Genomic DNA, 20,901 nt, shown 5'->3' with positions numbered 1-20,901 from the left:
AATCCTCAAAAATTTTGTGTTTTATCTTGCTTTTACATTGCATTTAGCAGTGTTTTTCATTCCTTTTGCCTTGTAGGTAAAGACCGCTTTGTATTTTTTACCTTTTTTAAGTTTTTTGATAACTTTTTTAGGTACTTTGAATGTTGCAATTCCTTTTTTGTTGGTTTTTGCCTTGTATGTTTTTCCCTTAAACTTCAAGTAAACCCTTTTCTTTTTAAGGACTTTTTTGCCTTTGAGTTTTACTTTGATTTTAAGTTTTTTAGCTGTCTTTTTAACTTTTACTGTCTTTTTGACAGGTTTTACAACAGACTTGACTGTCACTGTGTTTTTGGTTGTAAATCCTTTGTATGCTACAGTGATAGTGTGCTTTTTGACTTTAAGGTTTAACTTAAAGTTGGCATAACCGTTCTTATCTGTTTTGGCAGAATAGGTTTTGCCTCCAACATTCATTTGAACGACTTCACCTGCTCCGACATATTTGCCGTCATCACCAATGATTCTGACCCTATAGTCGGATCCGTCAGCAAAGAAGATTGTTGCATCCTTATTGTCTGCGATTCTTTTGACTATTTTCAGGTTGGCCAGTTTATATTCACCGGTTGCCGGATTGACAATAACAACAGCATAATCTCCAAGAGCCAATCTGTCATTGAACTTAAAGACACCATTGGAATCGGTTTGGACAGTGTATGTCTTTGTGCCTACCTTGATGCTTACTTTTTCGTTTGCAAGCGGGTCCCCGTTACCGTCAAAGAGTTTTGCGCTATAGTCCACACCGCTGTTATATCCTCTGGTCATGTCTGAAGCGACGATTGTAGGGTCACGCTTTATGGCAACGGACTCGTTGACCGGAAGATAATTGTCGTCACCGCTGTAGACAACAGTCACATTGTTATCTCCGATAATCAGGTTATTGATACTGACAATTGTAGTGCCGTTAATCAAATCAACGCTTTGTGAAAATACGCCATTTACATAAACGCTTACATTTCCAATGGCATCTTCAGGCAATAGCACAATCAATGCGGCTGTGCCGTTTGTCTCATTTCCAAAGTAGATATTCATAGTTGCATTTGCTTTGGAAATCTCAAATGCTGTGGAATTAAATCCTGTATAATTGCCGTTTAAAACGGTTACATTTGCAATATAGCTGCCTGTTGGCAGATATTTGAGGATGAGGCTTCCTTTACCTTCACTGACATTTACCTTATAGGTGTTATTGTTGACACACACCATGTATTCTCCGTCGACCTCAGACAGAACAACAATAGTTTCGTTGTCTATGTGAGTAACATTTTCAGCAGAGATTGAAATGTCGATGTGTTTGATTGCCACAGCGAATGTTGTGGAATTGAATCCGGTATAGTTGCCGTCCACAATAGATACAGTAGCTAAAATGTCATCACCAACGCTTAAATCGGTGATATTTTTGACTCCCATTCCTCCGGTTACGGATACGTCATAGTCAACGCCCCTGACATTTACGATGTATGCGCCGTCAACATCACTTTGAACAGTGACGGTGGCATTCTCGCCATAGGTAATGTATGGAACTGAGATGACAAGCATGACCTGTTTAGGAGTTACGTTGAATGAGGTAGCGTTAAATGCAGTGTAGTTGCCGTCTAAAATTGTAACGGAAGCTAAAATATCATCACCGACAGTCAGGCCAGTGATATTTTGGACTCCTATTCCTCCGGTTACGGATACGATATGGTCAATGCCCCTGACGGTTACAAGATAGTCGCCGTCAACATCACTTTCAACAACAACAGTGGCATTCTCGCCGTAAGTGATGTTTGCAACGGAGATGACAACTGCAATCTCTTTAGGAGCTACGTTGAATGAGGTAGCGTTGTATGCAGTGTAGTTACCGTTTACAATTGTAACGGAAGCTAAAATATCATCACCGACAGTCAGGCCAGTGATATTTTGGACTCCCATTCCTCCGGTTACGGATACGATATTATCAGCACCCCTGATATTTACGATGTAGTCGCCGTCAACATCACTTTCAACACAGACAGTGGCATTTTCGCCATAAGTGATGTTTCCAACAGAAATGACAACTGCAATCTCTTTAGGAATCACTTCAAATGATGCCTCATCAAATCCGGAATAATTGCCGTCAACAACAGTGGCATTGACCTCATAGCTTCCAACAAACAGGTCCGGTACAGACACGTTTCCGGTACCGCCTCTAACAGTGACTGTGAACGGTTTGCCTGCCGCATAAACAAGATACTCACCATCAACATTAGCATTAATGGTAACATTGGCGACTTCCTCATAGGCTATATCGGATACGATGATTTCTAGGTCCACCACCTGGGTATCGACAGATATTGTAGCTGAATTGATTATGGAATCTTCAGTGTAGTAATAATCGCCTTCAAAGATACCTTCAACGGTGTAATTTCCAACGTACAAATCAGGAACCACAAGAACATCAAAACAGGATTGTTTGATAGTGTAGACAGGGTTTCCATTCTTATCATATACGGTGTAGGTAATGTTTCCGTATGCATTGACCGGAATGCTTACGCAAATGGTTGCATTTTCACCGTAAATGATTGTGTCATTTGTTAAATTGAAAATTCCTAAATCCCTGTTAACTGTCAATGTGGCATTGGCGTAGGCTTCTGCATAGTCATCGCCTTCAAATACGTAAGCTGTGATTTCATAGCTTCCCGGTTTGAATTCCTCGCCTGAGAATGTAAATGTTGCATTATCCTCAACATACAGGGTAAGTGATTTGTCGCCTAAAAATACTGTATAATAATCGGCAACATCAACGGTTACATTGATTTTAATATCCTCCGTATAGTTGGATGAAGCGTCGCTTATGGTTATGTTTGGAACGACTTTGTAGACTTCAACATTTACCTGGACAGTAGCCGGAAGGTAGTTGTCGTCTCCTCTATATATTGCTGAAATCATATAATGGCCATGTTTCAATGTGAGGTTTTCCAGCTGAGCCTTAGTATACCTATTTCCATTCAGTTCATAAACAATTTTAACGGTAGAACTCTTATTGATTGTAACATTTTTAGTGTAATTATAAGTATCATTAATGACTACAAGTACGGTACGGTTGATAGTCTCAAACATGTTTATTAATGTTGCGTTAACAGTTAAATTTTCACCTTGGGTAATATTTGGTATTGAAACTATTAATCCAGGATCTATACGGTTGACAGTGAATATTTTAGTGATTTTATCAAATACGAAAGTATTTGAATTGTCACCATTTGGAGTCAATACCGCATTATAGTCGCCACCCTTAAGCATTCCCGCATTTAAGGTGAATTCACTGTAAATTACATTGACTGAATAGATTTTGGAGTTAATGGCAAAATTGACGGCAAATTCAAAGTTTACACCGATATCAATAGTACCGTTAATTGTCTCGTTTTGTCCGTAGTCAACATCCCGAACAGTGAAATCAACGTTTATAGCATCAAATACTGAATTGGTAATGTTCACATTGCTGGAATCAGTATAGATGTTTCTGTAATTGCTTGCCTTATTGTTTGTAAATACACTGCCGTTGACAATTGCATTTCCTGATGCAATGTTTAATGCACCGTTTTCTGAAATTGTGTTGTCTGAAAATGTGGATTCAAGAACTGACAGATTTTTGTCACTACTTAAAACAATATTTTCAGCAGCATTATCTTTGAATACACTCTCTGAAATAATACTTTGATCATTGGCATTTGTGCGGAGTATTTTTTTCACAGTATTGCCTATGAATATGGAATTATTAACAAGCATGTTGGCGTTGGAATATGCTAAAATAAGATTGTTACATCGGTTATTGTAAAACTCAGAATCGATTAAAACATCTTTAGAGTTTGAAACATAAAGGAAATCTTGTGCGGATATTATGTTTTCGGCAAATACATTTGATATAATTTTTGCTGAATTCAGTGAGTGTAAAATAATGAATCCTGATTTGATTGTATTGTTCTCAAATTCTGATCCATTAATAATAACCTCACCACCAGTAGCATCAATCAAAATGTAAATTACATTGTCATAAAATTCGGAGTCAATAATATTTAAATTTCCTTCACTATCGATAAACCTTGAACCCCCTGCATCACTAACCCAATTATATTTGGTAACGGTACAGCCATCAAAAGTAAAATTACCCTTATTGAGAATGACCGCATCCTTATTTTTAGAATTAAATCCAGTGAGTACAATATCCTCAAGAGTAACATCGGAGTTTTCACTAACAGTCAAAAAGCTTGAATCGGTTGAATCTGCATCGAAAACAACATCTCCAAGTGCAATTATAGTTAATTTTTTGCCTGAAATGGTCAAGCCTAAATTGTCAACACCGCTATAGTTTCCTTCCAATGCATAAATAACGTCTTCACTTTCAGAACCCTCAATGGCTTCACGCAATGTATCGTAATGGCCGTTTGTGCTGTTGACAATGAAATTGCCTATATATTGCATGACTTTGAATGCGGTTGTGTTTACAGCATCATTATAGTTTTCATCACCTTCACGAACAGCAAATACGGTGTAGTTTCCTTCATCAACCCTATCCAAGGTTATATTACCCTTACCATTAGTGATATTGATAATTGAAAACTTATTATTGAATAGGATGCGGATTATTCCGTCTTTACTTGCACTGATATTTAAAAACGGTGCCTTGTGGTCTGTGTCATTCTTAATGATGATATCATCTATAGTCAGGTTGATGTAGACATTTGCCTTATGTATGATAAGCCTGTCCCTTGTTGCTTCACCAATGTAAATGTTGCCGTAGCCGTCATAAAGAATTTCATTTAATACAACATCATAAACGCCTTTTGGCAAAATAGGAACAATATATTCAAATATTCCGTCTTTAATGACAACATCAGAATCATTACCGTCAACAAAACCAGGCAAGGTTATGTGAATATCCATGTTGAATTCAGGGTTAAGTGTACCTGTAATTGTTGTAGGAATGCCGTATTGGCCGTCAGGCACATCCAATATCACATCATAGAAGTCGAATGTGTTTTGGCTGAATTGAATCTGACCTGCATTGTATATGTTTGCATATTCCTCAGCAAAGTTAATTCCAAAGAAGGATTGTGTAAGATTCAGAGTCCTATTGTTGTAAATGGCTCCACCATTGGCTGTTGCGGAATTGGAAACGAATGTGGAATTATCCACGAGCATTACACCATCATTATAAATGGCACCGCCGTCCTTTTCGCTGAAACCTCCAGTGAATGATGAGTTATAGATTTCTGCGTTATTTCCATTAGTGAAGATTGCTCCACCATATCCCTTTGCAGTGTTATCCTCAAAATCGGAGTCCCATACCTGTAAATATCCTGTATTATAAATGGTTCCGCCGTCAATAGCTTCATTTTCACTGAAAAGAGTATTGTTAACAATTAATGAATAAGAGTTATATATTGCACCACCATTTCCGCCGTTAGAGTTATCTGTGAAATTGGATGAGATAATTTTTGCAGTTCCACTGTTGTATACTGCGGAACTTTTATTGATGACGTTGCTTGAAAATTCAACGTTATTGATAACCAAATCCTTTTCATTCCAAACAAGAGCATTGTCAACGAAATTAAGTGAAAATGTGCTGTTTAATATATTTATTAAACCTGAATTGTATATTATTTCATTTGTTTCAAACCCTTCGAATGAACAGTTGTTAATTATTAAAGTACCGTAATTCTCGATTGATGCACGAGTTTTTATGCCTCCATCGGTAAATGAAATGCCGTCAAATTGAACAGTATATCCTTCAGCTATTGTAAAGAACCATTTTACATTGCTTCCGTCGAAAACAACTCCATCATCTTTAAAATTTTTAAGAGTGAATGATTTGCGGATCTCGATTTCCATATTATCTTCATCATAATAGTTTACATTTGCATAGATAATACCATTTTCAACAACAGCATCGATAGCGTCGGTCAAGTTTTCAAATACCTCATCTTCGGATATGATGAAATTCGGCACTTTCATTTCAAATTTCACATTAAAGATGTATGTATTGAAGTTATGGTCGTTCATTACACCTACTGTGTAGTTTCCGGCCATTACATCCTCAAATGTGACATTGAAATCACTGGCCCCACGGTTATTAATTGTGTATAAAGGGACTTGGTCCTCATACAATAAAACCACTGAATCAAATGGATCAGCAGAGGTACCGTTAACATAGACTCTCTGATTGATTTTATCTATTTGTAAATCGTATACTTCCCCATAACCGTTAAAGACACAATACTGACAAGTTATTTCTCCAACATTGCCCCCGGCAAAGTAATTCATCACTTTCTCATCATCTTCACCCTGATAGTTGTCTAAAAAGGTACATAAGTAGAATGATGCTGATGTTTCTTGACCATCTAAATTGTCGCCTGCAATGTAGATTGCTCCACCTTCATCTCCTGCATAATTGTTTGTAAAGGTAGTGTTTATTGCAGTTAGAGTTGCATCATTTTCTGCATCATATTTACCAATATATATGGCTCCACCTTCACTACCAGCTTGGTTATTGATGAAATTACAGTTCATCAGGGTTAATGTACCTACTTCCAGGTCAATAGCTCCACCATAAGAAGTAGCCACCCCATTCATCACTGTAATGTTTTCAAGTGTAACGGTAGGACCGTCTGTCTGCTCAAACTCTGGATGTGGAGGTGGTGGTACCTGAACCCATTCCATTTCCTCTTCATATGTTAAAAGCATGAAGTAATCTTCACCGCCACAGTCAAAGATGACCTCTTCATCTCCAAAAGCCCTGATTGTCAATTCCACTTCTCCTTCAATATCCATACTGGATACGGAATATGTTCCTCCTCTAACTGTAATGATTCCTGCACCATACAATATGGCTTCATCCACTGCATCTTCCAGAGTATCGAAAAAGGTATAATCATCATCTTCATCTTCTTGATAAATGAATCTTCCTTCCTCATATTCATCAGCAAGGATATCATTTCCTGAAAAGGTGAGAAGATCGCTGTCTTTGGCATTTGATGAAAATGTGAGAATATTTTCATTAATGTTTTCCTCATCCAGTACGCTGTCGTCAATTGCAGATTGGCTTTCGAATAATGAAGCGCCCAATAATCCGTCATTAACATTATTGGAAGCGCCAAGTAAAGAATCACTTTTTCTTACATTGACAGTTGTCAAAAATTCGCAGGAATTATAATTGTCACTTCCCATATAGAAAGCTGCGAGATAATATTTGCCCTCATCCAAACCGCTGAATATATAACGTTCATTAACTGGAAGAGTTTTGATACTGTTGCCTACAACATATATGATGCTTCCTTCAACATTTGGCATGTTGAATTTAGGAGTTATGACCAAATCCTCACCACAGGTAATGTTGTTGAATTGCAGAGTCAGGTTAACATCACTCTTATAGACCATGAATGTGAATTGAATGTCCTCAGTCGGACTGTATATTTTGTCACCTTCAAATACGCCAACGACATCATAGATTCCTGCATTCAAACCTGGAATGATTAAATCATCCATGCAGGACTGGGTTATGTTATAGACAATGTTATTATCTGCATCCACTATTCCGTAAGTGATATTTCCAACTGCATCCTCAGGAGCTAAAACCTTAATGACGGCATTGCCAGGATAGACAACCTTATCAGAGAGACTTAATATAATTTCCGGAATATTTGTATTTACTCTCAAAATGGCCTCGGAGGAATTTGATATATAGTTTACGCGTTCCTGTGAAGTGACATTGATTGTGTAATTGCCAGGCATGAATATTTTTTCAATTTCAATGGATTTGCTGCCATTGATAAATGTGACAGTTCTGTAATCTCCAACTTCTATTGTATATATTGACGCAACATTAGTTTCTATGTTTAGAATAATGCTGTCTCCATATCCTACTTCCACATCCTCTACATATATGGTAGGATTAGCTTTGGATACTTCAAAATTAACAGCAGCTGAAGAGAAAGCGAAATCTTCATGATCATAGAATGCAACAAGTGTGTAGTTTCCTGCATCCAATATCAATGACTCAATTTGTTCTTTTGTGTAATATCCTCCATTGAATTGATACATGATTGTACCCACAGCATATGAAGGCAGTTTTTCAATGACATTCAGGGTTTCGCCATATGTAATGTTTTCAACGGAAACATTAAATTCGATAGGAATACGGTTAACTCTGAAAATTACAGTTATGCCTTCCATAAGATATTCATTATTATTTGCATCTACAATATTGTTTAAAACAGCATAATATCTGCCATGATCCAATATGCCAGTTTTATAGGTGAATGTATTGTTATTGATATCAGCAATGAGGTTTTCACCGGCAACTGTTAAATTGGCGGCCGCATAGATATTTGTGCCTATATCTGCAAAACCACTGATTATGGCATTTTCACCATATTGAACAGACAATGCTTTTAATTCAGCATTCTTAACATCAAAAGTGGAATCATGAACCACTGTAAATCCATTGCTGTAAATATGTCTGTTTTCTCCAGTGTTATTGGCAAATAAACAATCGTCAATGAATGCTGAAACTTTAGGAGAGGTTGCAATAGCACCGGCTGTTGCATTGTTATTTATAAAGTTACTTTCTTCTATAATTGCGGTGAGCTTTTTATCATAAGAGTTTTTGATAAAAATCACAGAACCTACTCTACCCCTATTGTTAGTGAAGATAGAGGCATCAATGTATACTTTTGAATTTCCATCAAGGAATATGACTCCTCCGTCAACATTTCTGTTGGAGTTGTCTTCGAAATTGGATGCACCAATATCCAAGACTGAATCACCTTCATGTGAATTAACATATATTACTCCACCTTCAAGTTGCGCATTTTCTCCCAAGCTGTTTTTGATGTCATTCTTCTTGAAGTTAGAAAGGGTGACACTTAGATATTTGGAATTATTACCCACATATACTGCAGAACCTTTAACAGCAATGTTGTGTTCAAAATCACATGAAAATATTGCATCTGAATATTGAATCAAGTTTTCAAAGTGCAATGCACCGCCTTCACGTGCAGAATTATTGATGAATTTGCAGGACCCGATTGAAACATCTTCAAGGCCCAGGGATGTGACTGCTGCAGTACTTACCTTTAAAGGAGCGACATTGTTTATGAAATTACAGTCATCAATATCCAATGATTCCCCATCACTGAATATGGCGGCACCACCATTTCGCGCAAATGATGTCTTTGTAATCCTATTGTCTGTAAAATTACATGACTCCACGGTTAGCTCTCCGTGATTTACTATAGCTCCATAATTGGTATTTCTGTTGTGAAGTCCTCTGAATGTTATTCCTGATATGTAGACTTCAGAGTTTTTGTCAACAATTATGAAATTGCCATCTTTGCCTCGAGCATCAAAGACTGCACCATCCAATGCAATGATATCCAAAGTCTTATTGGATATTACGATTCCTGTGTTTGCATATGTACCGGTTTTGACATAAATCGTATCATAATTATTGGAATTGGCCACCGCCTCGTTCAGGGTATCATATTCAACATTAGTGCTTAGGACAATGAAGTTGCTGTAGGTTTTGGAAATTGTAAATGTGGTGAAATTCATGGCAAGGTTAAAGTTGTTATCAGAATCGCGCATAGCAACAACCGTATGATTGCCTAAATCAAGGTCGGTCAGTTGCATGCTGGCCTTACCGTTTACAACTTGAACTGGATAAAATTTATTTCCAATGAAAATAGTATAATTCAAGTCCCAATTGGCATAAACATTTAAAACAGGTATTTCAGGTATAAATACACTATTTACAGCAAGATTTAATGTTATATTAGCTTTTTCAATCAGTATTTTTGCATATTCACCCTTATTTAAATAGAATTCGTTTCCATATAAATCAGAATAATAACTACGGGTATAGTAATGGTCATTACTGTCTCCTTGTATAAACATTCCTTCCATAGCGAATTCGTGTGTTCCTGCGGACAATACTCCCATACTTATGTTAAATTGATTATCTTTAATGCTGACCAATTTTTCAAACAGATTTTCATCGTCTCTAATTCCTACTAAAAAAGTATAATTATCATCTAAATTACATCCCCACTCGAAAATACCATCAAGAATATAATCAGTACCATATGATCCATCTTTTTCATCTAATTTTAAATTCAAATCAAATTCATTGAACATCAAAGTAATATTCCTTGTGGTTGATTCGAAATATATGTTTCTGCAACCGTTAGTTGCATAATTGGTATCAAAAGCACATCGGATTATTTCTACAGGATCGTTAGAGTCGCCGGCGATATAAATAGCTCCTCCCAATCCTGCTCCATTTCCCATAAACTCAGTATTCTCTACTTTAAGTTTGCTGGCATATATGGCTCCACCTTTATTTGGGGCTATATTATCAGTAAATTCTGAGTTGGTAACTGTTACATTCGAAGAAGAATCAGCATAGATAGCTCCCCCTAGACCATTAGAATAATAAGTATTAGAAGTGAAAGTACAATCATCTATATTTACAACAGTATTTTGTAATTGCATCTTACCACTTGATTCGAAAGTATTGCCATTCAGTACCAGATTTGCATTTAGCGCAAAAATTGTTAGTCCAGGTGAATCTCCAAAAGGTCGAATATTATTAAATTCACAATTTGAAATGGTACACACCCGATTAGTTTGGATGGATAATGGACAAGAAAACCAGCCTTCCATAGTTATATGTTCCATAGTGAGTTGGGAATCCTGCTGAACAATCAATAGATTATTTTGTTGAGAACTAGGTGAAAAAACAACGGGATTCAAAGGAGAATACTCTTTAGGCATAATTGTTACATTTTTATTTATAATATTCACCATAAAGTTAGCAGAACCAGTGTAAGTTCCACCTTCAACAGTAATTACACCGGATCCGCCACTTGGAATAGCACTTACAGCAGCAGATAAATTTTCAAATGCTGTCTCACCATCTAAAATAAAAAAAGATTCGGTAATAGAAAAAATATTTCCATGATACTCATATCTTGATTCTAAATTTTTCATCATGTAAACTGTATAGGATCCTTTTTCCAAATTAGAGAAAGTTGCAGTATCCCCATCATTACAAGCAGTTCTATCACATTCCTCACCATTTTTATATAAAACAGCATAATTCACATCATCGTCAACATCAGGAGTTATATGGACTGTTTTAGAAGGAGCATCCACTTCAATAGCAAGGGACCCACTTCCTTTAAAAAGACAGTTGGAAAAGGAATGAGATGATTCACTACCGGCTTCATCCTGAACATGGTTTGCAGATCCATCAACAGTATTACCCTCGAAATAACAGTTAGTAAAAGTGGCTGTGGCTCCATCTTCAACATAGACTGCTCCACCACCATTGTCTGCTTTATTGTTTGTGAACCGGCAATTATTAGCTATAAGTGAAGCATCCTCTTCATCAAGAAAGATTGCTCCACCCCAACCATAACCTCCTGCAACGTTACTACAAGCTTCATTGCTATCAAATATACAGTTGTTAAAGGTCACGGATCCATGTATAATCCTAATAGCACCTCCATCACTAGCTAAAGACCCGTCTCCTCCATTTCTAAAGGTTATGTCATTGAAAGTGATATGTGCGTTTTTATCGCTTATCTTAAAGAACCAATACGTATGACCTTGGCCGTCAAAAATAACTTCATCACCAGAATTATAAGGCTGGAATGTTATCGATACTCCATCACTAATTGTAATTTCTCGTTCAGCCGAATCGTAACCCCATGCTCTTGCTTTAAGATATATTGTTTTTGTTCCCCCCTCCTCAAGGGCATCATCAACGGCATCATCAACGGCATCATCCAAATCCCCATACCATTCGCCATTATAATAAAAGTTTGGGTTTGCTCCAAGTAAATCCTCATTTGTAGCGGAAAGCACTTCATCTGAAGCGGAAGATGCACCCACTTTATGATTTTCATCTCGACTGTCATCTACACTAATCTCTTCAATGTCATCGACACCATCGCTTGCCGGCGAGGTGGCATTGACACTTTGTTGTAAAGCAGAGGATGCGACATTTGCATCGTCAACCTCCTCCGCCAACGCAATATTTGTATCGCTGACTTCTCCCTGCAACGTTTCGTTAGCATCAGCTGCTGAAATTGCACCGATACTTATAATCATTACAAGAGATATCAGCAATATACCCATCGTTTTTTTCTTCATTTAAATTACCTCATATTGCATAATTAATCATTTTCTATTTAATGGTTATTCTTACCTTTTTGGTTACCGCCTTGTAATATTTGTTTCCGGAAAATTTGATTATTGCCCAGTATTTGCCTTTTTTAGATTTATTTATCTTGAATGTAGCCTTACCCTTACTGTTTGTTTTAACGAATTTCTTTTTGCGGGAAGTTTTCTTGGATTTCTTGGATTTTTTGCTGGTAGACTTCTTGGATTTCTTGGATTTCTTGCCTATCTTTTTGAGCTTAAGGGTAACCTTTGCCTTTTTGATTGGCTTTCCGGTATTGTCCTTTAAGGTTATTTTAAACCTTTTCTTTTTTGATTTTGCTTTGAATTTCTTTTTCTTGGCAATTATTTTTGGTTTTGCCTTATTAACTGTCACTTTGACATCCAGGGAGGATTCATTATAATTGGCATTTCCTTTGAATGTTATTTTAGTGGCGTATGCATTAGGAATCAGTCCCCTGGTCGGCACTTTTACCTGACCGTTGCCGTCGGTTGTATATTCCTTTGCACCGTTTATGTTAACAGTTACTTTAGCGCCGCTTAATGGCTTGCCGTTAACGTCTGTTAAAGTGATGACCAAATCCTTATTGATGTTGTATGTTGCGGTTATGTCGGATGCTGCAATTTTGCTGGAGTTCCTGATTATGGTAAATTCCTGAACACCGACTGATCCGTAATATAAATTGCTTTCATTGTTGGCAATTCTTATTGTGTATTTTCCGCCATCCAATCCGATAAGGGTAACGGTATCATTTGAAACGACAATCTTGTCTGCGGACACTCCGTCAACGGTTACAGTTACATTGGTTCTGTTTTCAACAGAGTATTTGACTGTCACATTGTTTGGATAAACAACAGCTGCAATTTCAGAAATTGTGACATTGGATTTATATTTGTTTACAGTGATGCCTGCAGCAGCTTTTGAAGGCAGATATCTGGTATTGCCTGCGAATGCCGCATTCACGGAATAGTTTCCATGATAATTGTCCGGCACAGTCCAAGGAACAGCGCCCTGTCCGTTGCTTACTTTAACAGGAACAACAGTGCCGTCAGGCAAAGTGAAATTGATAGTGCCGTTGAATGGTCTGGCATCATCTGAAGTTACATTAACAGCAAAGTTCACATCCAATCCTACATAGGTTGTGATGTTGCCGACGACCATATGAGTGACTACCCTGTTGACGGTGACTGTGATTGTCCTGTTTAAAGCAGGAAGATATCCTTCGCTTCCGGCGAAACTGACAGTGATGTTGGCAACGCCTTCACCGACAGCAATGATTTTTCCATCCACAACTTTCGCAACGCTTTCGTTACTTGATGTGAAAGTTAAATCTCCCGCAACTGCAGGTGTCAATGCAGCACCAGCGCCAACGCTGTCTTCTGCAAACAGCTCAAAGGTTTCATTTTCCAAAGTGATGTTTGTTGGAACTTCAGCTATATTTATAGTGGCATTAGTGATGATTACATCATCCAGTCCGATATAGGATGCATTTACTTCATACACTGCAAAATAATCAAAGGTATGCACTGCCCACCATGTTCCGTTGCCTGAATAGTTTGCAAGAATTTGATTGTTGTCAGACAGGATAAACAGCAATTTGCCCTCCATGGTTTCATTATAAATATTTGATTTTGCGGTGATGTTGACTGTCCTGTTGTTGGTTGTCTGAGATGTGACATTCACATAAAGATTCACGTTTGATGATATTGCTTCGGCCAGGGTGTAGTATAAATCCCCATTGTGGAGAACAGTGATGTAATAATCTCCGCCCACATACTCTAAAACAATTTTACCGTCAGCATCTGTGATTTCAGTTGTATCAATGAGTTTGCCGTTAAGGAATCCTGCAACACTTATGTTTTGACCCGCTTCCTTTGCAGACCCTGACATGATTGTGGCCAAATCGCCGGTATTGTCAATTCCGTCTGCACCCCAGTAGGTCACATTGGTAAATTCAACATCAACGTCACAGTAAATCGCATTCAGCATGTTGTCATTTCCTGTGAATGTGATTATAATATTATTTTCATTTTCGGTTATCTCTATCCTTTCCGCATTTGCCCTGTTGTTCAGGAAACGGGAATTGGAAACGGCCTTATCTTCTGATGCATTGCCGAAGTAAACTGCAGAACCTGTAGTTGCATTGTTGACTGTGAAATTAGAATTTTCAATTCTTCCGGAATACATCCAGACAGCACCGCCCTCATATTCTGCAGCGTTGGATTCAAAATTAGAATTTTCAAGAATGCCTGAATTCATCCAGACAGCACCGCCATAACTGTAATCTCCCTTTGCCTTGTTATTGGCAAAATTACAGTTTGCTACTCTACCAGAAGTATAAAATTTGATTGCACCACCATACACTGCAGAGTTATCAGTGAAACTACAGTTTGTCACAGTTCCCTCTTCCCATATGAAAACTGCACCGCCCTCATATGTTGCAGTGTTGGATTCGAAATTACAATTTTCTACAGTACCCTCATTAAGGAAGTAAACCGCACCGCCGTAACTGTAATTCCCGGTTGCTTTGTTATCGGTAAAGTTACAGTCTGTCACAGTACCTGCCTGAGCGAAGTAAATGGCACCACCATTACCCTCATAATTTACATTTTTAATTGTCAGATTTTTAATTGTAACGCCGGAGGCACTTACCTTAAATGCCCTGATGGTTGATTTGGCCATATCAATAACCGCACCTTTACCGTCAATGACACTATCGGCAACAGTTATTTCAATAGTGTTGTTGCTGCCGTCATAACTATAATAATCATGTTGTAATTCAATATTTCCTCCGGAACCTATCTCGCTTGACAGTCCGGAATAGTTTCCAGAGCTATCACTTAAAATATCATTTTCATCATCATTTGATTTTAATATATTCTTCTCTTGCGTTATTTGCAGATCATCATCAATATCATTATCTGCAGATAACTCAATTGCGTTTGTATCTTCATTGGCTATTGCATTGTCTATTTCACTTGCGCATACACCGGTTATGCTTACAAGGAAAATAGCCAGCACCAATAAAATCATCGTCTTTTTATATTCCATTTTGCATTTCTCCATTAAAATGAACTAACAAATACATAATGTCTAATTCAATATATATTGAATATTAAAAAATGCTTTTATATGCCTAAAACACCTTCCAATATCTGAATAAATATATATCAGTATAATTATATATACTTACTTATAAATGCCGATTTCAAGGAGAGTTTCGACAGATTTGTTGTAAACCTATTGAAGAAGCAATGCCATACATAAATTCTCAAAAATAACCGTTAATGAAACGAAAAATTACCGCTCATAATGATTATTATAAGAAAATAAAAATTTAAAAGCAATAAAAATAGTATACTCAACTTACACTTCTTCCACAACTTTCAGAAATTGTGGTGTTCTTGCATTTTTAAGATAAAAAAAATAGTGTTGAACCTGCTCAAAAAGAGCAAGTCATGAAAGGATTTTAAGATTTGATGTATTTTTTCAAATCGTCGACCTTGTCGGTTTTCTCCCAAGGAAGGCCTTCGATACCGAAGTGACCGTATTTTGCGGTCTGCTTGTAGGTGGTGTCCCTCAAGCCAAGGGTCTCGATGATTCCGTCTGGGGTGAGCCTGAAGTTGTCGCGCACGATCTGTTCGAATTTAACGTCCCCGATGTCAGCAGCGGTTCCGAAGGTGTCCACCATGACGGATGTAGGTTCGGCAACGCCTATTGCATAGGAGAGCTGGATTTCACATTTTTCGGCCAGTCCGCTTGCAACGATGTTTTTGGCGATGTATCTTGCCATGTAGCATGCGCTTCTGTCCACTTTGGTGCAGTCTTTTCCTGAAAATGCTCCTCCACCGTGGCGTGCATATCCTCCGTAGGTGTCGACAATGATCTTACGTCCGGTAAGTCCTGCGTCCCCGTGAGGGCCTCCGATTTCGAACTTGCCTGTAGGGTTGATGTGCTCTTTTGTATCCTCTGTAATCAGCCCTTCAGGGATGACTGCCTTGAAGAGCTTTTCGCGTATGTCGTTTTTGAGGGTTTCCTGGTCGTCGGAAACGGTCTCGTCATGCTGGGTTGACAGCACAACTGCGTCAAGTGAAACGACGTTTCCATCCTCATCATAGTTGACTGAAACCTGTGCCTTTCCATCAGGCCTTAAATAAGGAATTTCTCCGCTTTCCCTCAATTCAGTCAATTTATTGGTAAGTTTACGGGCCAGGTCAATCGGATACGGCATGAGCGATTCTGTCTCATTGGTTGCAAACCCGAACATCATACCCTGGTCTCCTGCACCGGTTTCCTCGTCTCCCCTGTCGACACCCTGGTTGATGTCCTGGGACTGTGCGTGGAGCCTGTTTGAAACTGTACAGGTGTTTCCGTCAAATTCAAGTTCAGGCTTGTCATAGCCGATTTCAATGATTGTATCCCTAATGATCTTTTCAATGTCATCTTCTGATAAGTCAGTATTGGAGGTAATCTCACCGAATACCATACAGAAATCTGTTGTTACACAAGTTTCACATGCAACATGGGAATTCTTGTCACCTGCCATGTATGCATCCAATATTGCATCAGAAATGATATCTGCGACTTTATCAGGATGTCCCTGTGTCACTGATTCTGATGTGAATGTTCTATGTACTTTACTCATAATATCACGTGTAAATAAATTATAATAATATTATTATGTACTTCATATTTTAAAAAACTTTTTAATTGAAAACATGACATGAACCATTTGAAATCAAATATCCTTTTAAATAGCATTAAAAACAAAGATATAATCCGGAGAATTAACATGAATTATGATTATTTGATTGTCGGATCAGGCCTTTTCGGCTCCATTATAGCATATGAAATGACCAAGAAAGGAAAAAAATGTCTCGTAATAGAAAAAAGGGACCATATCGGCGGAAACGTGTACACCGAAAAAACGGAAAACATCAATGTCCACAAATACGGTGCACACATCTTCCATACAAACAACAGACAAGTGTGGAACTACATAAACCAGTTTGCCGATTTTAACCGCTACACAAACTCACCTGTGGCCAACTACAGGGGCGAACTCTACAACCTGCCATTCAACATGAACACATTCTACCAGATGTGGGGAGTGAAGACCCCTCAAGAGGCAAAAGCAAAAATTGAGGAGCAGAAGACTGAATTCAAGATTGAAAACCCGAAAAACCTTGAAGAACAGGCAATATCCCTTATCGGAAAGGACATATACGAAAAGCTCGTCAAGGGATACACCGAAAAGCAGTGGGGACGTGACTGCAGGGACCTTCCGGCATTCATCATTAAGAGACTGCCCGTAAGGTACACATTCGACAACAACTACTTCAATGACCTCTATCAGGGAATACCTATAGGAGGATACACAAAAATTATTGAAAAAATGCTTGAAGGCATTGAAGTCAGACTTGACACCGACTTTTTCGACGACAGGGACAAATGGATGGGCATGGCCGACAAAATCATATTCACCGGAATGATTGACCAGTACTTCGACTACTGTTACGGAGAGCTCGAATACCGTGGGCTTGACTTTGAGTTCGAAACCCTCGATATGGAAAACTACCAGGGAAATGCCGTTATAAACTATACCGATGCAGAAACCCCATTCACACGAATCATTGAGCACAAGCACTTCGAATCCTCAGAGTCACCAAAGACAATAATCACAAGGGAATATCCTAAAACATGGTCCAAAGGCGAAGAGGCCTATTATCCTATGAATGACGAGAAAAACTCAAAATTGTTTGAGAAATACCAGAAACTGGCTGAAAGAGAAGGAAACGTCATCTTCGGTGGAAGGCTTGGAATGTATCAGTACTTCGACATGTGGCAGGTAATCGACGAGGCCCTTAAACTTGCAGAAAAGCTGGATTAAATTCGTCCAATTCCTTTTTAAAAGTTACGAAGTGACTGCAATTTTACAAACTGAAAGCAATTTAATGAAATGGCTTCAACAAGGATTATATACTTTTAGATCCAATATTAATATCAAGTATGTTAATCTTATATAATTTCAAAAATAATGCGCTAAAAACTGAAAAGCAATTCAAAAAGTCATAAAATATATTATACAAAGGTCACATACTGCATAAAAAAACCCAAAAAGGAGGATTCAAAGTGGATTTCAATAAAGAAAAATTCAAAAATGTTTTACATTACATCATCCACAAGTGTGGTCATAAAAGTAATGTTGGAAAAACAGTGCTATACAAATTAATGTATTTTTCAGATTTCAATTTTTTTGAATTGTATGAAAAGTCATTGACTAATGAATCCTATAAAAAATTACCAAGGGGCCCAGCACCTATGCATTTTGATGTTGCAATTGAAGAATTGACAAACGAAGGTAAAATAAATGTAAAAACTAAAAACCTTCCATCAGAAAGGATAATGTACAATTATTCCTCTCTTGAAGAGCCTAAAATTGATTTTGGCGATGATGAATTGTCAGTCATTGATGATGTTCTAGATAACTTAAGCGATATGAATGCCAATCAAATTAGTGAATACTCCCATGGCGATATGCCTTGGAGAGCAACTGATGACTATAAAATCATTGATTATGGTTTTGTATTTTATAGAAATCCGGAATACATAAAAAGAAATTATGACCAGTCAGATTGAACAGATTATGATAAACGCTTTCTTAAAGAAAAACGAAAATTTAATCGCAAATGTTCTTCAATCGATGAGGATTTCAAAAGATTTGAAAAAGCATTGAAAGTTGATATTAAAGATAACAATTATCAAGTCCCATTAGATAACAAGAAATATTCAAAAATTTCTGGATTGGATAGCAATGTAACGTTACCCGCCTTTGTTGCAAAGGTGTTCTACTGTAAAAAGATGAACAAAGGATCCAAATCAGGTTTCAGAATAACTTTCATATACAATCCATCGACACTGTCAATATACTTTGTTGAATTCTATTTCAAGCAAAAAAACGAAATTGAAAACAAAGAAAGAATTAATAGATTATTCAAGTAACTCTTTAAGACAAAATTACTCTTTAATTTTTTTTATTTTTTCAGAAGTCAAATCTTCATTATAAAAACGGTAAAAATCAGCACAGAAATCACAGATCGGATATTTGCCGTTACGGTAATAAGCCAAATCCGCCTTGTTCATGTCAAATTTTTGACCGCAGATAAAACAGGTTTCAATTTTTTCTTCTGCCATGTTAAAACCTTAAAAAAAGAAAATGGTAAGGTTAAAGCGAGTTTAACCTATATTGTATTTTTGAAGGAGTAAAATCTCTTCGGTAGAGACTTTTCCACCTTGTTTGAATTTTTCGAAGATTTCTTGAGCTCTTTGTTTTTCTTCACGGTTTTTGTTACCGCCGGAAGATCCTTTGTTATCGGATTTTCTGCGTTTAGGTTTGTTGGAACCTAACTTTTTGTTGATAACATGGATGTCACTTAAGATATCTTTAAATTCTTCATGTTTTGCGGATGCATTTCTGCGTGCTTCGACAAAGTTTTTGTGTGCTTCGTCAGCTGCAGTTCTGATGTCATCGGTTTTTCTGAAGTATTTAAGCATTTCTTCGTGAGCTGCCTGAGCCTTTTCGGAAAGTTCGATAACTTTTTCATGTTCCTCTTCGGATTTTTTCCTGAGCTCGTCAGCTTCAGCCTTAACGGATTCATCTTCATGAATTTCCATTAACTGTTTTCTTAAGTCGTTGGCGTTTTTAACAAGCTGATTTTCTTTTTTGATATCGAGAACACGAGTTTCAATGATTTTATCAATCTTTTTGATTTCGTTTTCGATTTTCACTTTGTTGCGTTTACCGGAATTCCATTCAAGATTTTTAATCTTGTTGTTTGCTTCATTACGAGCTTTTTTAGCAGCTTCAACTTCTTTGTTGATTTCATTACGCTCGTTTCTGTATTCAATAGCTTTGTTTAAGTTTTCTTTTAAGGATGCGTTTAATTCATCTCTTATTTTACGTTGTTCACGAGCTATTTTGTTGAATTCTTCCCTTTCTTCAGCAACTTTAGCGATTTCAGCTTCTTTTTCATCTTTTTGTTTTCTTACACCTTCCATGGTGTCAGCAAGAACAAATTCAGGTTTTTCTGCAGGAGCTTCTTCTTCAGCAGCATCTTCTTCTGCATCTTCAGCTTCAGCCTCTTCCTCAGCAGCTTCTTCTGCATCTTCAGCTTCAGCCTCTTCCTCAGCAGTTTCCTCTTCAGCAGCTTCTACTTCTTGAACTTCTTCTTCGGTTTCAGCATCGCCTTCAGCTTCTTGAGCTTCTACTTCTTCTTCTACAGTTTCTTCTTCAGCATCATCAGTGGTTAATTGATTACAGATTTCAGATAAGACTTTGCACAAGTCTTTTTCTTCTACTACAACATCAGCAATTTCCTTTACGGAGTCTTTTGCATTGAATGCAATTCCGCAACCTGCTGATTCGATCATGGAAATGTCGTTAGCGCCATCTCCAACAGCAACTACTTCATCCAAAGTAATTCCTGCTTCATCGACATGGTCTTTCAATACGTCAAGTTTGGAACCTGATACGAGAGGACCAGTCACTTCGCCAGTTAATTTACCATCTTCGACTGTGAAACTATTTGTATAAACTGTGTCAACGCCAAGTTTATCAGATACTTTATCAGCCACTACATCAAAACTACCACTAATGATAGCTACATCTA

At 37.5% G+C, this 20,901-nt stretch carries 8 protein-coding genes; 3 read left to right on the top strand and 5 right to left on the bottom strand.

The window, feature by feature from the left end; all coding sequences use genetic code 11:
• Positions 1–21 precede the first annotated feature (21 nt).
• From QZ138_RS08135 to metK, 3 genes are all read right to left on the bottom strand, one after another.
• The gene (locus QZ138_RS08135; RefSeq protein ID WP_292888460.1) at positions 22–12,204 is read right to left on the bottom strand and encodes a right-handed parallel beta-helix repeat-containing protein; all 12,183 of its coding nucleotides are present in this window, start codon (positions 12,202–12,204) and stop codon (positions 22–24) included.
• 34 nt (positions 12,205–12,238) lie between these two features.
• Positions 12,239–15,283, bottom strand: a complete 3,045-nt coding sequence (locus QZ138_RS08130) for an Ig domain-containing protein (protein WP_292888457.1) — start codon at positions 15,281–15,283, stop codon at positions 12,239–12,241.
• A gap of 418 nt (positions 15,284–15,701) precedes the next feature.
• Positions 15,702–16,877, bottom strand: coding sequence for a methionine adenosyltransferase (gene metK, locus QZ138_RS08125; RefSeq protein ID WP_292888455.1), 1,176 nt, complete (start codon positions 16,875–16,877; stop codon positions 15,702–15,704).
• Positions 16,878–17,024: 147 nt separating this feature from the next.
• Between metK and glf the strand changes: the two genes are divergently transcribed.
• The 3 genes from glf (at position 17,025) to QZ138_RS08110 (ending at position 19,234) form a co-directional block, all read left to right on the top strand.
• Positions 17,025–18,122, top strand: coding sequence for a UDP-galactopyranose mutase (gene glf, locus QZ138_RS08120; protein WP_292888452.1), 1,098 nt, complete (start codon positions 17,025–17,027; stop codon positions 18,120–18,122).
• A gap of 242 nt (positions 18,123–18,364) precedes the next feature.
• Positions 18,365–18,871 (top strand): Panacea domain-containing protein, encoded by a 507-nt coding sequence (locus QZ138_RS08115; RefSeq protein WP_292888449.1) that lies wholly within the window; start codon positions 18,365–18,367, stop codon positions 18,869–18,871.
• 165 nt (positions 18,872–19,036) lie between these two features.
• The gene (locus QZ138_RS08110) at positions 19,037–19,234 is read left to right on the top strand and encodes a hypothetical protein (protein WP_292888446.1); all 198 of its coding nucleotides are present in this window, start codon (positions 19,037–19,039) and stop codon (positions 19,232–19,234) included.
• 15 nt (positions 19,235–19,249) lie between these two features.
• Here QZ138_RS08110 and QZ138_RS08105 read toward each other — a convergent pair whose 3' ends face one another.
• Both QZ138_RS08105 and QZ138_RS08100 read right to left on the bottom strand, forming a co-directional pair.
• Positions 19,250–19,426 carry a hypothetical protein gene (locus QZ138_RS08105; protein ID WP_292888442.1) on the bottom strand — a complete coding sequence of 59 codons (177 nt, stop codon included), beginning with the start codon at positions 19,424–19,426 and terminating at the stop codon, positions 19,250–19,252.
• Positions 19,427–19,468: 42 nt separating this feature from the next.
• The coding region (locus QZ138_RS08100; protein WP_292888440.1) for an HAD-IB family phosphatase at positions 19,469–20,901 on the bottom strand (1,433 nt) is incomplete at its 5' end.

It is taken from the genome of Methanobrevibacter sp. UBA212, assembly GCF_905233225.1.
Classification (GTDB): Archaea; Methanobacteriota; Methanobacteria; order Methanobacteriales; family Methanobacteriaceae; genus Methanocatella.
This window is presented reverse-complemented; position numbering and strand designations above follow the sequence as displayed.

What these genes read in the sequence shown, in the direction of transcription:
- QZ138_RS08135 (WP_292888460.1), bottom strand. Translation starts at nt 12,204, where the DNA reads ATGAAGAAAAAAACGATGGGTATATTGCTGATATCTCTTGTAATGATT.
- QZ138_RS08130 (WP_292888457.1), bottom strand. Translation starts at nt 15,283, where the DNA reads ATGGAATATAAAAAGACGATGATTTTATTGGTGCTGGCTATTTTCCTT.
- metK (WP_292888455.1), bottom strand. Translation starts at nt 16,877, where the DNA reads ATGAGTAAAGTACATAGAACATTCACATCAGAATCAGTGACACAGGGA.
- glf (WP_292888452.1), top strand. Translation starts at nt 17,025, where the DNA reads ATGAATTATGATTATTTGATTGTCGGATCAGGCCTTTTCGGCTCCATT.
- QZ138_RS08105 (WP_292888442.1), bottom strand. Translation starts at nt 19,426, where the DNA reads ATGGCAGAAGAAAAAATTGAAACCTGTTTTATCTGCGGTCAAAAATTT.